This is a genomic window from Rhizobacter sp. P2_D12 (assembly GCF_056404395.1).
Window position 1 is genome coordinate 1 of the sequence record NZ_JBFUEB010000061.1, and the last position, 14,746, is coordinate 14,746.

General features: G+C 70.9%; 11 protein-coding genes. 2 read left to right on the forward strand and 9 right to left on the reverse strand.

The window, feature by feature from the left end:
• The 9 genes from AC1DYN_RS19785 to AC1DYN_RS19825 form a co-directional block, all read right to left on the reverse strand.
• On the reverse strand, positions 1-1,528 hold a 1,528-nt coding region (locus tag AC1DYN_RS19785), incomplete at its 3' end, for an RICIN domain-containing protein (protein WP_477962671.1).
• Between the two features lie 363 nt (positions 1,529-1,891).
• Positions 1,892-3,100: a URC4/urg3 family protein gene (locus tag AC1DYN_RS19790; RefSeq protein WP_477962673.1), complete on the reverse strand. Its 1,209-nt coding sequence runs from the start codon at positions 3,098-3,100 to the stop codon at positions 1,892-1,894.
• Entirely contained in the window at positions 3,093-4,385 is a 1,293-nt protein-coding gene (locus tag AC1DYN_RS19795; protein ID WP_477962675.1) for a GTP cyclohydrolase II, read from the reverse strand. Before AC1DYN_RS19795 ends, AC1DYN_RS19790 begins: the two co-directional genes overlap by 8 nt.
• Complete coding sequence (locus tag AC1DYN_RS19800) at positions 4,382-4,897, reverse strand: GNAT family N-acetyltransferase (protein ID WP_477962677.1); 516 nt, start codon at positions 4,895-4,897, stop codon at positions 4,382-4,384. Before AC1DYN_RS19800 ends, AC1DYN_RS19795 begins: the two co-directional genes overlap by 4 nt.
• A gap of 10 nt (positions 4,898-4,907) precedes the next feature.
• On the reverse strand, positions 4,908-5,843 hold the full coding sequence (locus AC1DYN_RS19805; RefSeq protein ID WP_477962781.1) for an ABC transporter permease: 936 nt from the start codon (positions 5,841-5,843) through the stop codon (positions 4,908-4,910).
• A complete protein-coding gene (locus AC1DYN_RS19810; RefSeq protein ID WP_477962678.1) occupies positions 5,836-6,915 on the reverse strand; it encodes an ABC transporter permease in 1,080 nt (359 codons plus the stop codon). The genes AC1DYN_RS19805 and AC1DYN_RS19810 overlap by 8 nt, the downstream gene beginning before the upstream one ends.
• A complete protein-coding gene (locus AC1DYN_RS19815; RefSeq protein WP_477962680.1) occupies positions 6,905-8,449 on the reverse strand; it encodes an ABC transporter ATP-binding protein in 1,545 nt (514 codons plus the stop codon). Before AC1DYN_RS19815 ends, AC1DYN_RS19810 begins: the two co-directional genes overlap by 11 nt.
• Positions 8,450-8,524: 75 nt before the next feature.
• The gene (locus tag AC1DYN_RS19820; RefSeq protein ID WP_477962682.1) at positions 8,525-11,167 is read right to left on the reverse strand and encodes a polysaccharide deacetylase family protein; all 2,643 of its coding nucleotides are present in this window, start codon (positions 11,165-11,167) and stop codon (positions 8,525-8,527) included.
• A 150-nt stretch (positions 11,168-11,317) separates the two neighbouring features.
• Entirely contained in the window at positions 11,318-12,316 is a 999-nt protein-coding gene (locus AC1DYN_RS19825; protein WP_477962684.1) for a BMP family protein, read from the reverse strand.
• A 132-nt stretch (positions 12,317-12,448) separates the two neighbouring features.
• Here AC1DYN_RS19825 and purB point away from each other — a divergent pair, with 132 nt between their 5' ends.
• Positions 12,449-13,825, forward strand: coding sequence for an adenylosuccinate lyase (gene purB / locus AC1DYN_RS19830; RefSeq protein ID WP_477962686.1), 1,377 nt, complete (start codon positions 12,449-12,451; stop codon positions 13,823-13,825).
• Positions 13,822-14,643 carry an orotidine-5'-phosphate decarboxylase gene (gene pyrF, locus AC1DYN_RS19835; RefSeq protein ID WP_477962688.1) on the forward strand — a complete coding sequence of 274 codons (822 nt, stop codon included), beginning with the start codon at positions 13,822-13,824 and terminating at the stop codon, positions 14,641-14,643. Before purB ends, pyrF begins: the two co-directional genes overlap by 4 nt.
• The last annotated feature ends 103 nt before the right edge of the window (positions 14,644-14,746 follow it).

Below are 14,746 nucleotides of genomic sequence, written 5' to 3' on the forward strand. Positions count from 1 at the left end.
GTGCAGGCGCGGGGGCCGGCGACGGGGCCGGAGCGGGTGCGGGCGCAGGCGCCGAGGTCACCGGCACCAGCGACCACTTCTGGTTCGCGTTGACGCTGCAGTCCCACTGCTGGATCGCCGCGCCCGGGGCGCTGTTCCAGTCCTTCACGTCGACGCACTTGGCGCTGTTGGCGGCCTGCAGGCGCACGGTGCCGCTCGCGGCATCGGTCAGTACCGCGAAGCGCTGGTTGGCGCCGCTGCCGTTGGCCCACTGCTGGATCAGCGCGCCGTTGGCGGTCGACACGTCGGTCACGTCCAGCGAGCGGCCGCTGTTGACGTTGACGATGCGGTAGGTGCCGCTGGTGTCGGGTACGAACGAGAACACCTGCGAGCCGGTGCCGCTGCAGTTCTGCTGCACCACCTTGGCGCCGTCGGCGGTGCTGGAGCCGGCGATGTCCAGGCACAGGTTCGAGAAGGCCGACTTCACGGTGTACTGCTTGGCGGTCGGGGCCGGCGGCGGGGGCGGGGCCGGCGGCGGGGGCGGGGCCGGCGGCGGGTTGCTGCCCTTGGCGGTGGCGAAGATCTGCCAGTATTCGTAGTCGCGCGTGTTGGACTTGCTGAAGTCGTCCAGGCTGCCCGAGCCGACGCGGTCGCGCTGCGCGGCCCAGTAGGCCAGCAGGCCGATGCCCTTCTGCTTCGCGAAGTTGGCGACGGTGGTCGCGTCGGCCGGCGTGAAGTTCTCTTCGGCGACGTCGTTCTGGCCGATCATCGGCGTGATGCCGATCATGGCCCACAGCTGCGCGTCGGTCTTGGACGGGTAGACGCCGCGCAGCTGGTTGAAGGTGGATTGCGCGGCCGAGACGGCCAGGTCGCCCATTTTCTTGCCGCCGCTGTAGTAGGTGCCGTAGTCCATCGCCATGATGTTGACCATCGACACCGTGACGCCGGCATTCGCGGCGCCCTTGATCAGCTCCAGCGCCTTGGGCGGCAGGCCGCCCGGCTCGGAGCTGGTGCGGAACGGATCCACCGGCAGCGTGAACGAGGTGTACAGGTCGGGGTAGATGGCCTGCAGCTGCTTGATCGCGGCATTGCGCACGCCGTTCAGGCGCGTGTCGCCGAGCTGGCCGCCTTCGATGTCCCAGTCGATCGAACGGGTGCCGTGCGTGTCGATCAGGCGGCGGATCAGCGTCACCAGGTCGTTGGCCGAGCACACCGATTCGAGGTAGGTGCCGCTGGCGCCGCCGAAGGACAGGATCACCTTCCCGCCGTTGTCGATGTACGACTTGGTGTCGGCCTTGATCGCCGCGTTGTTCAGGATGTTCTCCATCCCGCCGCTGAGCGTGCAGCCGCCGCCGGAGATGCCGAAGGCGATCGTCATGCCGTCCATGCCGGCGCGCGACCTCGCCTCCGTGAGGTTCTTGAACTTGTAGGCGGTGCTGTTGAAGCCCCAGCCGAAGAAGTACGGGGCGACGATCGTGCCCGCATGGGCCATCGATGTTGCGGCCACACCGGCGGCGAGCGCGAGCGCGCTCAGCTTGAATCTGTTCATGGTTCCCAACCCTCTCGGACCGTCGACGCGCCTGGCGCCGGGCCCCTGCCTTGTTGACTCGATCTCGCGTCGACGTACTGCGCGGGCCTTCGCGAGGGCCTTGCTGCTGGATGCGTTACACCAAAAGTGGAAACGCTTCCACAAGACCAATTGAAGCACCCTTGGTCATCAGACAAATCAGGGTAAATACCTAACAGAACCCACGGCAAGGTGTCGAGTTGTGTGGAAAGTTGCAGCTTTTCAGCCAGTCATCGTGGCTGCAACGAGGCATCCATTCGCTCCCGTGATGGATGAGTTTCACGAATGGTATTAGTTTGGTCTCGTGACAAAGGAGGGGCCTTGCAGCCCTGAATCTTGATGGATTCAGAACACCGTGCCGTCGCTGTCGATCGCGAGCGGCGGGCCGCCGTCGCGCAGTTCGCGAGCGATGGCGCGGCCTGCAGCCCAGGTGCCGCCTTCGAGGATGCAGGCGAGCGGCATCTCGGTGACGGTCTTGCCCAGGCGGTGGCGCACCAGCGGCGCCAGTTCGTCAAGCAGCGCGACGGTGAGCGCTCGCCACTCGACGATGGCTTCGTCGCCGGTTGTATGACGACGCTGTGAAAAACCGGGGTCGCGCGGCACGATCACGCCGCAGTCGAGCAGCAGGCCGCCGTTGCGGTACTCGGGCAGTCCGGTCAGGCCGTCGAGCTGGGTGACCGGCACGCCGGCCCACTCGAAGGGCTCGAGCAGCGAATAGCACAGCCACTGGCTGAGCTTGTGGAACGGCACCCAGCCGGCGCTGGCATCGCTGCCGCCGGCCAGCGGGTGGCGCCAGCAGTCGCCCAGCGGCTGGTCGTCGAGCTCGTTGCCGGCCAGCCAGATGCCGCTCAGCGTGTCGAGCAGCGCCTGCAGCAGGCGCGGCGCGGTGAGGGGCTTCAGCACCAGCCGGTCGTACAGCGCGCCCGGCCGGCCCTCGGCACCGAAGCTCGCGTGCTGCACGTGCAGCGCATCGCCGAGCCGGCGCAGCAGCATCGCGCGGCCGTCCAGACCGACCAGCGGGTTGTCGTCGCGCACCTGGAACATCGCGGCCAGCGTGGCGGCGTCCAGGCGCTGCAGCGCGACCGCATCGACGCGCAGCGGCTGCGCCGGGTCGCACGAGAACAGGCCCTGCATGAAGCCGCGGAAGCTCGCGACGCCCAGGCCCTCGGAGCGGGAGAACTCCTGCAGGCTGCCGGCCTCGACATAGCGCCAGCCGGGGCCGGCGCCGGCATCCAGCAGCACGCTGACGACGGTCAGGTCGATGCGGGCGCGCGCCTGCGCGGCGGCGTCCAGCCCGGCCAGGCGCGCATCGAGTTCGCCCTTGCGGTCGATGCCGCCGGCCTCGAAGTGGCGCCAGCGGCTGTGGTACGGGATGCGCAGCGACGGGTAGTTGCTGCGCGTGACCTGCTCGACGCGCTGCGCGGCGTCGGCGAGCTTCGAGCGATCGAGCGTGAAGTGGCCCGAGCGCCCCTCGCCGACGGCGCGCGCGATGTTGGCGCAGCGCTCGCGAATGGTCGCGGCCTGGCGCAGCGCGACGACGGCCGGGCTAGACAAGGCCGCGCCCCTTGGTGGCCGCGAGCTTGATGTCGTCCGGCACGCTGCCGTCGGTGAAGTAGCCGGCGGCGATCTTGGCCTCGATCTCGACCTTGGCGTCGGCCGGCACCAGCTCGTCGGGGATCTTGATGCGCTCGCCGACCGCGATGCCGCTGCCGGTGATCGCGTCGTACTTGTCGTTGCTCATGCTGACGAGGCGGTGGATCTTCTGCACGCCCAGCCAGTGCAGCACGTCGGGCATCAGCTCCTGGAAGCGCATGTCCTGCACGCCGGCGACGCATTCGGTGCGCAGGAAGTACTTGTCGGCGCTGTCGCCGCCGACCTGGCGCTTGCGCGCGTTGTAGACCAGGAACTTGGTGACCTCGCCGAGCGCGCGGCCTTCCTTGCGGCTGTAGGCGATCAGCCCGACGCCGCCGTGCTGCGCGCCGCGGATGCATTCCTCGATCGCATGCGTCAGGTAGGGCCGGCAGGTGCAGATGTCGGAGCCGAACACGTCGGAGCCGTTGCACTCGTCGTGCACGCGCGCGGTCAGCGTGACCGACGGGTCGGCCAGGTGGCGCGGGTTGCCGAAGATGTAGAGCGTCTGGCCGCCGATCGGCGGCAGGAAGACCTCGATGTCGCTGCGCGTGACGAGCTCGGGGTACATGCCGCCGGTCTCCTCGAACAGGTGGCGCCGCAGGTCGCCTTCGCTGACGCCGAAGCGCTTGGCGACGCCGGGCAGCCACCACACCGGCTCGATCGCGACCTTGGTGACGACGGCCGAGCTGTCGTCCAGCAGCACCCGGCCGTCGACCTGCAGGCGCTGGAAGGCCAGCGCCTGCTTCACCTCGGGCAGGTGGATGTGGGCCTGGGTCACCGCGATGGTGGGGCGGATGTCGTAGCCCTGCGCGATGGGCTCGGCGAACACGTCGGCGACGCAGGCGCCCCACGGGTCGATCGACACCATCTTCGCCGCATCGCACCATGGGGGGTAGGGGCCGATCAGGTCGGTCGGGGCGGTGTTGGTGAGGTCGGCGCGGTGGCCCTTCTTCAGGTTGCCGGCCGCCAGCGCCAGCGCGCGGTAGATGCCGTACGAGCCGCTGTGCGTGCCGATCACGTTGCGCTGGCTGCGGTTGGTGGTGGTGCCGACGATCGGGCCGCGCTCGGCCGCGGTGGCGGCGCCCCAGTGGATGGCCGGCGCGCCGGACGGGCCCTGCTGGCCGGGGTGGGAGGTCAGGCGGATGTGCCTGGAGTTCTGGGTGGCGCTGGGGCCGGGCTCCGCGGTGCCGCCGGGTTCGCTGCTCATGAGGGTTGCTCCTGCAAGACTTTCACCATGTGCACGTCCTCGTGCAAGACGCCGTCCAGCAGCACCGCTGCCGGCTCGCGGCCGTAGACCTCGAAGCCCATCGATGCATAGAGCGCGACGGCGCCGGCATTCGACGCGTACACCGACAGGTTCAGCTGGCGCACGCCCGGGGCGCGCCGCGCGTGCGCGATGAGTTCTTCGAGCATCCTGCGCGCCAGGCCCTGGCCGCGGTGCGAGGCGGCGACGTACACGCCCCACACATAGCCCTTGTGGGCGAGCTTGGCCGGCTGCTCGCGGCGCCAGGCGCAGGTGCCGACCAGCGTGTCGCCGTCGAACGCGCCGACCACGGCGCGCTGCGGCCCGGCCTGCAGTTGCCGCGCCACCTCGGCCAGCGGCGTGTCGCATTCTTCGTCGTGGCTCGCGATGAAGGCCAGCGGATCCAGCTTCAGCGCGAGCAGGCGCACGCGCTGGTAGTCGGCGGCATCGGCCGGGGTCAGGACGCGGATCTGCATGCGGGTCGGTTCAGCGTTCGCCTTGCCGGTAGGGTTTCATCAGGGCCTGAGGATACGCCGCGCGCCGCGCCATCACCACCAGCGCCGCGATGCTCAGCGCATACGGCAGCATCAGGTAGGCCTGGTACGGCAGCGCGACGCCGAACACGCCGCTGCCCGACTGCTGCAGCCGCAGCTGCAATGCATCGAACAGCCCGAACAGCAGCGCGCCCAGCAGCGCCTTGCCCGGCCGCCACGACGCGAACACCACCAGCGCCACGCAGACCCAGCCGCGCCCGTTGACCATGTTGAAGTAGAACGCGTTGAAGGCCGCCAGCGTCAGGAAGCTGCCGGCCACGCCCATCAGCGCCGAGCCGGCCACCAGCGCGCCGATGCGCAGCCGCGCGACCGACAGGCCCTGCCCTTCGGCCGCGGCCGGGTTCTCGCCGACCATGCGCAGGGCCAGGCCGAGCGGCGTGCGGTACAGCCCCCAGGCCACCAGCGGCACCAGCCCCAGCGCCAGCAGCGTGAGCGGCGTCTGCTGCTGCAGCACCGGCACCGGCAGCCAGGCCATCTCGGCGAACGGCTGGATGGTCGGCGGGCTGTCGACCTTCGGGAAGCTGACGCGGTAGGCGTAGCTCGCGAGGCTGCTGGCGAACAGCGTGATGCCCAGCCCCGCGACATGCTGCGACAGCGCCAGGCTCACCGTCAGCCCGCCGTGCAGCAGCCCGAGCAGCGCACCGGTGGCCGCGGCCACCGCCACGCCGGTCCACAGCCCGCCGCCGTGGTGCACGGTCAACCAGCCGGTGAACGCGCCGGCCACCATGATCCCCTCGATGCCGAGGTTCAGCACCCCGGCGCGCTCGCACAGCAGCACGCCCAGCGTGCCCAGCACCAGCGGCGTCGCGATGCGCAGCACCGCCACCCAGAACGGCAGGCTCGCGAACAGGTCCAGCGTCTCAGCCAGCACGGGCCGCTCCACCGCGGACGATGCGGAACTGCGCCAGCGCGCCGGCCACCAGCATCGCCAGCAAGGACACCGCGACGATCACGTCGGCGATGTAGGTCGGCACGTTGACGGCGCGGCCCATGCTGTCGGCGCCGACCAGGATGCCGGCGACGAAGACCGCCGCGGCGACGACGCCCAGCGGGTTCAGCGCGGCCAGCATCGCGATCACGATGCCGCTGTAGCCGTAGCCGGGCGACATGTCGAGCGTCAGGTAGCCGGCACGGCCCGACACCTCGATCGCGCCGGCCAGCCCGGCCAGCGCGCCCGACAGCAGCGCCACCCCCGCCGTGACGCGGCCGACGGGCAGGCCGGCGAAGGCGGCGGCGCGCGCATTGGCGCCGCTGGCGCGGATCGCGAAACCGGCGGTGGTGTACTTCAGCAGCGCCCACAGGCCGACCGACAGCGCCAGCGCCCACAGCAGCCCGGTGTGCAGCCGCGTGCGTTCCAGCAGGCGGCCCAGCTGCAGGTCATCCTGCAGCGCGACGCTCTGCGGCCAGCCCATCGCGCCGGGGTCCTTCATCGGGCCGTCCAGCATCATCGAGACGAACAGCAGCACGATGAAGTTCAGCAGCAGCGTCGTGACGACCTCGTCGACGCCGAGCCGGCTCTTCAGCAGCGCCGGGCCGAGCAGCAGCAGCGCGCCGGCCGCGGCCGCGGCGAGCATCATCAGCGGGAACAGCAGCCACGGCGACAGCGCGAAGCCGCTGCCGCCGTGCAGCCCGCCGACCGCGACGGCGGCGAGCGCGCCGACGTAGAGCTGGCCTTCGGCGCCGATGTTGAACAGCCGCGCGCGGAAGGCGACCGCCGCCGACAGCCCGGTCAGGATCAGCGGCGTGGCGCGCGTCAGCGTCTCGCTCCACGCGAAGCGCGAGCCGAAGCCGCCTTCGAGCAGCAAGGCGTAGGCGCGGCCCACCGGCGCGCCGGCCCAGGCCACCAGCAGCGAGCCGGCGAGCAGCGTGAAGGCCACCGCGGCGAACGGCGCGGCGAGCTGCCACGCGCGCGACGGCTGGGCGCGGCGCTCAAGCCGCATCGCGGGCCCCGCCGGCCATCGCGAGGCCGATCTGCGCGAGCGTCCAGCCGGCGGCCGGCCGCGCCTCGCCCAGGTGCCCTGCGTGCATCACCGCCACCCGGTCCGCGAGCGCGAAGATCTCGTCCAGGTCTTCGGAGACCAGCAGCACCGCGGCGCCTTGCTCGCAGGCCGCGAGCAGCCGCGCGTGCACATAGGCCACCGCGCCGATGTCCAGCCCCCACGTCGGCTGGTCGGCGACCACCAGCACCGGCGGTTCGCCACCGGGCGTCATCAGCGCACGGCCGAGGATCAGCTTCTGCATGTTGCCGCCGGACAGCGCGCGCGTCGGTGTGTTCAGGCCGCGCGCTTCGGTGCCGCGCACGTCGAAGCCGTCGACCAGCGCCTGCGCGTGGGCCCGGGCCGCGGCATGGCGGCGCAGCCCGCGGCGCGCGAAGGCGGGCGTGCCCTGGCGCTCGAGGATCGCGTTCTCCCACAGCGGCAGGTCGCCGACCACGCCGACCGCGTGCCGGTCTTCCGGGATGCGGGCGACGCCGGCGCGCACCCAGGCGGCCGGTCGGGCCGGCAGGGGCACGCCGCGCAGCTGCACCTCGCCCTCGCTGGGCGCGCGCAAGCCGAACAGCAGCTCGGCCAGCGCCTGCTGGCCGTTGCCGGCCACGCCGGCGATCGCGACGATCTCGCCGGCATGCAGCGACAGGTCGACGCGGTGCAGCAGGCGCCGCGCGCCATCGTCGACGCACGCGCCGGCCAGGCGGGCGACCTCGCCGCCACGTGGGCGGGGGATGCGGGTGGGCATCTCGACGCGCCGGCCCACCATCAGCTCGGCGAGTGCCGCCTTGTCGGCCTCGCCGGCCGGCAGCGTGGCCACCAGCCGCCCGGCGCGCAGCACGGCGATGCGGTCCGACACGCGCAGCACCTCGTCGAGCTTGTGGCTGATGAAGATCACCGCCAGCCCTTGCGCGACCAGCTGGGCCAGCGTCGCGAACAGCGACTCGGCCTCGGCCGGCGTCAGCACGGCGGTCGGCTCGTCGAGGATCAGGATGCGTGCGCCGCGGCGCGTGCCGGTCGGCACCAGGGCCTTGAGGATCTCGACGCGCTGCCGCTCGCCGACCGACAGCGTGCCGACGCGGGCGTCCGGATCCACCTGCAGCCCGAAGCGCCGGGCGGTGTCGAGCAGCGCCGCGCGCGCGGCGCGGCGGCGCGAGAAGGGCTGCCACAGCGGCTCGGTGCCGAGCATCACGTTGTCGAGCACGCTCAGGTTGTCGGCCAGCGTGAAGTGCTGGTGGACCATGCCGATGCCGGCGGCCAGCGCGGCCTTCGGCTGGCCGGGCGGCAGCGGCTCGCCGAAGGCCGCGATGCGGCCGGCATCGGCGACGTAGTGGCCGAACAGGATCGACACCAGCGTGCTCTTGCCGGCGCCGTTCTCGCCGAGCAGGGCGAGCACTTCGCCGGGGTTCAGCGACAGCGTGATGTCGTCGTTGGCCACCAGGCTGCCGAAGCGCTTGGTGATGCCTTCGAGCATCAGGGCGGGGGTCATGGGAGGCGATCCCGGAATGGCATCCGGGCTACAAGACGGGTAGCCCCGATGCCAATCCGGGACGTCATCACCATATCAGGGCAACTTCGGCCGATGCGCCGCGTCCGGCGCCGCGATGAAGGCCTGCAGTTCGGCCACCCGCGCATGCTTCGGCGCGAGCCCGACGAAGGTCGTGTACGCCTGCAACGCCTTCGCCTCGTTCCCCGCCTGCAGCTGCGCGTCCCCCAGGTTCAGGTAGGCCAGCGCGCGGCTGCCGTCCATCTCGATCGCCTTCTCGAACCAGCGCGCCGCCTCGGCCGGCTTGCCTCGCTTGAAGTAGACGAAGCCCAGGTTGTTGGCCGCCAGCGCGAACACCGGCTGCAGCTTCAGCGCCTCGGTGAAGGCCGCCTCGGCCTCGTCGTAGCGGCGCTCGCGGTACAGCGCGAGCCCGCGGTCGTTGGCGCGCTGCGCGGCCACGCGCGGGGCCACCGGTGCGGCGGCCGGCGTCGACAGCTTCACGTCCCCGCCTTCCAGGTTCTTGACGACGACCTGCACGTCCTTGGCGCCGCCGCCTTGCAGCGCGGCGGTCTTCGCGTCGTCGAGCCGCTTGTTCAGCTGGCTCGCATCGGCATCCAGCTGGCGCGAGTCGCCGCTCAGCGCCTCGCGGTCGGCGGCCACCTCGAACACGAACTCGCCGCCCTCCGACCCCGGCAGGCTGCCGAAGGCCGGCGTCTGGTGCGCGATCGCCGACACCGCCGGGGCCACGTAGGCGGCCAGCTCGGTGGCGGTGATCACGCTGTCGTCGTTCAGGTCGGCCTTGCCGTTCAGCGCCTGCAGCAGCGTCCAGGTGAACACCGAGTGTCCGCCCGGGCCGTCGTCGGCCACCTGCTGGTCGGCTCCGCCGGCGGTCAGCATCTGCCGGCCCAGCCGGCGCGCGTTGTCGCTCAGGAAGCTGGCCGTCTTCGGCGCGCCGCCGCCGCGCGTCAGCCCGAGGCCGGAGTAGCAGGCATCGATCAGGAACAGCACGTGCTTGGCCGGCGTGGCCTCGGCCACCTCCTGCAGCTGCGGCATCGAGATCGCGTCCGACGCGAACTCGGTCAGCGACGCGTCCACCGGGATCAGGTAGCCGACGTCGCGCCCGCTCGTCAGCTTGCGCGTGCCGCCGTGGCCGGCGTAGAAGACCAGGATGCGGTCGTCGCGCTTGAGCCTGGCCGGATCGGCCAGCTTCTCGTTCAGCACGCGCAGGATGTTGGCGCGTGTCGCCTCGCCGTCGTACAGCGCGGTCACGTTCGCCGGCTTGAAGCCGAAGCGCGCGACCAGCGTCTCCTGCACCGCGCGCGCATCGCGCACCGCGTGGTGCAGCTGCGGCCACTTCGCATAGCGGTCGATGCCGACCACCAGCGCGTAGCTGTCGCGGTACAGCGTGTCGGCGCCGGCGGAAAGCGCCGCATCGGGCGCGGCCCGGCGCGGCGCGTTGACGACGAACTTGCCGTCGCGCCAGGTCGCGAAGCGCCAGCCGTCGGCGACCAGCTGGTCCAGCACCAGCGGCAGCGCCTGCACGGTGCGGCCCTGGATGTCGTGGAACAGGATCACGCCGCGGCCGGCGCGGCCGACCTCGCTCAGCACCCGCTCGGCAATGCTCTTGGGCACCGGGTCGGCCCAGTCCATCGAGTCGACGTTCCACATCATCGAGCGCAGCTTCAGCCCCTCGACGGCACTGAGCGCGCCCTCGTTGCGCGCGCCGTACGGAAAGCGGAACAGCGACGACGGCTGGCGCCCGGTGGCGTCGAGCAAGGCCTCGGTCTGGGTGGTCTCGCTGCGCACCGCGTCGTCGCTCAGCTTGGCCATCACGCTGTGCGTGAAGCTGTGGTCGGCCAGCTGGTGGCCGGCTTGCAGCACGCGCCGGGCGACCGCGCCGTTCGGCCCGAGCTTCGCGTGGCCCTGCGCGTCGACCGTGCCCAGGTTGCGTCCCAGGTTGAAGAAGATCGCCGGCGCGTCGTAGCGCTTCAGGATGTCGAGGATGTCGTCGGTGTACTTCGGGTGCGGGCCGTCGTCGAAGGTCAGCACGACGGTCTTGGGCGGCAGCGAGCCGCCGAAGATCTCGCGCGAATCGGCCTCTTCGGCGGCACCCGACTTCGTCGACGGCGCGGTGTACGGCACGATGGTCGCGTAGTCCTTCAGGATCTGCTCGCGGGTGTAGAGCTTGCCGAGCTTGGCGACGTAGTCGGCCCACTTCTCGCGCTTGAGCTCGATGCCGCGCTGGGCGAAGCGGCCGAACACGTCCTTCAGCTCGCGGTCGTAGGCCTGCTCCACCTCGGCCAGCACGGCCAGGTCGTCGTTGGCGCGGCGCGCGAGCTTCAGGCCGGCGATCGACTGCGACTGCGCGTACTGCGCGGACAGGCGCAGCAGGAATTCCTTGAAGGCCAGCCGGTCGGCATCGAACCAGCCCGGCTCGTTCTCGATGCGATCGAGCAGCGCCTCCAGCGCCGGCAGCGTGGCCGGGTCGGTGGTGTTCGCCGCCGCGGCGGCCAGCGCGTCGACGCGTTCCTGCAGGTCATGGAACAGCAGCTGGCCGACCGCGCCGACGGCACGCCGCTCGGCCGGCTTGAGCGTGCGCTCGCCGGTCATCAGCACGATCATCTGGCGGTGTGCGGCCAGCACGCCGTCGGCGCGCTGCTGCAGTTGCGCTGCCAGCGCGACGCCGGGGGCCGGCGCGGAGGCGGGCGCCGGTGTTGCCACAGCGGCGGCCGAAGCAGGGGAGGCCGGGGCGGCCGCCGGTGCCGCGCCGCGGTCACACGCGGCCAGCGACAGGGTCAGTGCCAGGACGCAGGCCGAATGCGGCCGGCGGAAAGGTCGGAAAGAAGTCGGCATCAGGTCCTGGCAGGCGGCTCACTTCGCCGTCGGTTTCGGTTGCGAGTCGTCCACCTTGACGGCGAACGTGCCCTCGCGAATCGCCTTCTCCCGGGCCTGCACCTGCGCCGCCACGGCGGCGGGCACCTTGGCTGCAAACGTGCCCAGGGGTGCGAGTTCGCTGCCCTTGTATTTCATCATCGAATACGGGCCGTAGTCCTCGGCCTTGAACGTGCCGGAGCGGGCGTTCCGGATGGCCAGGTCGATGGTGGGCTCCATGTTCCACAGCGCCGATGCGACCACGGTGTCGGGGTACTTGTCCTGCGTGTTGATCACGTTGCCGATCGCGAGCTTGCCCTTCTCCTTGGCCGCATCGCTGACGCCGAAGCGCTCGGCGTACAGCAGGTCGGCACCGCGGTCGATCTGCGCGAAGGCAGCCTCCTTGGCCTTGGGCGGGTCGAACCACGAGTTGATGAAGGTGACCATGAACTCGACCTTCGGGTTGACCTCCTTCGCGCCGGCCATGAAGGCGTTCATCAGCCGGTTCACCTCGGGAATCGGGTAGCCGCCGACCATGCCGATCCTGTTCGACTTCGTCATGCCGCCGGCCACCATGCCCGACAGGTAGGCCGGCTCCTGGATGAAGTTGTCGAACACCGAGAAGTTGGGCTCCTGCGGCTTGCCCGAGCTGCCGAGCAGGAAGCTGGTCTTCGGGTAGTCCTTGGCCACCTTGCGCGCCGCGGCCTCGACCGCGAAGGCCTCGCCGACGATCAGCGCGTGGCCCTTCTCGGCATAGCCGCGCATCACGCGCTCGTAGTCGGCGTTGCTGACGTTCTCGCTGAAGACGTACTCGATCTCGCCGCGTGCCACCGCGGCCTTCAGCGCCTTGTCGATGCGGCTGACCCATTGCTGTTCCACCGGCACGGTGTAGATCGCGGCGACCTTGAGCTTGGCCTGGGCCCAGCCGGGGGCGGCCCAGGCGGCGAGCGAGGTGGCGATCACGCCGAGCGCGGCGCGGCGGACGAGGGGCATGGACATGCGAGCTCCTTCGGGTGGGGTGATGCGTGTGGGGTGGGTGCGGCGATTAAGCAAGAGCCGTTCCGCCAGCGTCAATCCGGTCCGTTCCCCGGGCGCCTAAAATCGCGCTTTCCCGCCCCGCTCTGCTTCCCCATGAACCTCTCCGCCCTTTCCGCCCTCTCGCCGCTGGACGGCCGTTACGCCGCCAAGGTCGCGGCCCTGCGACCGCTGCTCAGCGAGTTCGGCCTGATGCACCGGCGCGTGCAGGTGGAGGTGGAGTGGTTCATCGCGCTGTCGGACGCCGGCCTGGCCGAGTTCAAGCCGCTCAGCGAGGCCTCGCGCGGGCTGCTGCGCGGGCTGGTGGCGCGCTTCGGCGAGGCCGATGCGCAGGCCATCAAGGACATCGAGCGCACGACCAACCACGACGTCAAGGCGGTCGAGTACTGGCTGAAGGGCCGCTTCGAGTCCAACCCCGAGCTGAAGGCGGCCGGCGAGTTCGTGCACTTCGCCTGCACCAGCGAGGACATCAACAACACCAGCCACGGCCTGATGCTGAAGGCGGCGCGCACCGAGGTGCTGCTGCCCACGCTGGACCGCATCGTCGACGTGCTGCGCGGCCTGGCGGTCGAGCTGGCCGAGGTGCCGATGCTCAGCCGCACACACGGCCAGACAGCCAGCCCGACGACGGTGGGCAAGGAGATCGCCAACGTGGTCGCGCGGCTGAACGGCGCGCGCGAGCGCATCGCCGGCGTCAAGCTGCTGGCCAAGATGAACGGCGCGGTCGGCAACTACAACGCGCACCTGTCGGCCTACCCCGAGCTCGACTGGGAGGCGTTCTCGAAGAAGGTGGTCGAGGAGGCGCTGGGGCTGAGCTTCAACGCGTACACGATCCAGATCGAGCCGCACGACTACATGGCCGAGCTGTTCGATGCGGTGACGCGCACCAACACCATCCTGATCGACTGGTCGCGCGACGTCTGGGGCTACATCAGCCTGGGCTACTTCAAGCAGCGCACCAAGGAAGGCGAGATCGGCTCGAGCACGATGCCGCACAAGGTCAACCCGATCGACTTCGAGAACGCCGAGGGCAATTTCGGCCTGGCGAACGCGCTGCTGACCCACCTGAGCCAGAAGCTGCCGATCAGCCGCTGGCAGCGCGACCTGACCGACAGCACGGTGCTGCGCAACATGGGCGTGGCGCTGGGCTACGCGGTGCTGGGCTACGACAGCCTGCTGCGCGGGCTGGGCAAGCTGGAGGTCAACCGCGAAGCACTCGCCGCCGACCTGGACCACGCCTGGGAAGTGCTGGCCGAGCCGATCCAGACGGTGATGCGGCGCTACAAGCTCGCCAACCCGTACGAGCGGCTGAAGGAGCTGACGCGCGGCAAGACGATCACGCGCGAGGCGATCCGCAGCTTCATCGGCACGCTCGAGATCCCCGAGGCCGAGAAGGCCCGGCTGCTGGCGATGACGCCGGGCAGCTACACCGGGATCGGCGCCGAGCTGGCGAAGCGGATCGGCGGCGCATGAAATTCACCGACCAACTGCGCCGCGCCGAGCGCCGCAACGATTCGCTGCTGTGCGTCGGCCTCGACCCCGACCCGGCGAAGTTCCCCGGCAGCTGGAAGGGCGACGCCAGCCGCATCTTCGACTTCTGCGCCGCCATCGTCGATGCGACGAAAGACCTGGTGATCGCCTTCAAGCCGCAGGTCGCCTACTTCGCCGGCAACCGCGCCGAAGACCAGCTGGAACGCCTGATGGCGCACATCAGGCGCGTCGCGCCCGAGGTGCCGGTGATCCTGGACGCCAAGCGTGGCGACATCGGTTCCACCGCCGAGCAGTACGCGCGCGAGGCCTTCGAGCGCTACCAGGCCGATGCGGTGACGCTGTCGCCCTTCATGGGCTTCGACTCGATCGAGCCCTGGTTGCGCTACGGCGACAAGGGCCTGATCCTGCTGTGCCGCACCTCCAACCCCGGCGGCTCCGATCTGCAGGCCCAGCCGCTGGCCAACGGCGCGCTGGTCTACGAGCACATCGCGCGCCTCGCGCAGACCGACTGGAACCGCAGCGGTCAGCTCGGCCTGGTGGTCGGCGCGACCTTCCCCGGCGAGATCGCCCGCGTGCGCGAACTGGCGCCGACGCTGCCGCTGCTGATCCCGGGCGTCGGCGCGCAAGGCGGCGACGCGGCGGCCACGGTGCGCGCCGGCTGGCGGGCCGATGCGCCCATCGTCGTCAACTCGTCGCGCGCGGTGCTGTATGCCTCGAGCGGCGACGATTTCGCATCGGCCGCGCGCCGCGCGGCGCAGGCGACGCGGCAGGAATTGAACGCGCACAAGTCCGCGGCATGACGCGGCTGGCGAGCGTGCACTCCTGCACGCTCGCGCAAGCCGCCGCGCCGGAATCGGGAAAACCTGCCTGCCCCGCGCGGGCGCAGCGGTGACACACTTGCGA

Bases quoted from the DNA above. Each gene is read 5' to 3' on its own strand.
- AC1DYN_RS19795 (WP_477962675.1), bottom strand. From the start codon at position 4,385: ATGAGCAGCGAACCCGGCGGCACCGCGGAGCCCGGCCCCAGCGCCACC.
- AC1DYN_RS19800 (WP_477962677.1), bottom strand. From the start codon at position 4,897: ATGCAGATCCGCGTCCTGACCCCGGCCGATGCCGCCGACTACCAGCGC.
- AC1DYN_RS19810 (WP_477962678.1), bottom strand. From the start codon at position 6,915: ATGCGGCTTGAGCGCCGCGCCCAGCCGTCGCGCGCGTGGCAGCTCGCC.
- AC1DYN_RS19815 (WP_477962680.1), bottom strand. From the start codon at position 8,449: ATGACCCCCGCCCTGATGCTCGAAGGCATCACCAAGCGCTTCGGCAGC.
- AC1DYN_RS19825 (WP_477962684.1), bottom strand. From the start codon at position 12,316: ATGTCCATGCCCCTCGTCCGCCGCGCCGCGCTCGGCGTGATCGCCACC.
- purB (WP_477962686.1), top strand. From the start codon at position 12,449: ATGAACCTCTCCGCCCTTTCCGCCCTCTCGCCGCTGGACGGCCGTTAC.
- pyrF (WP_477962688.1), top strand. From the start codon at position 13,822: ATGAAATTCACCGACCAACTGCGCCGCGCCGAGCGCCGCAACGATTCG.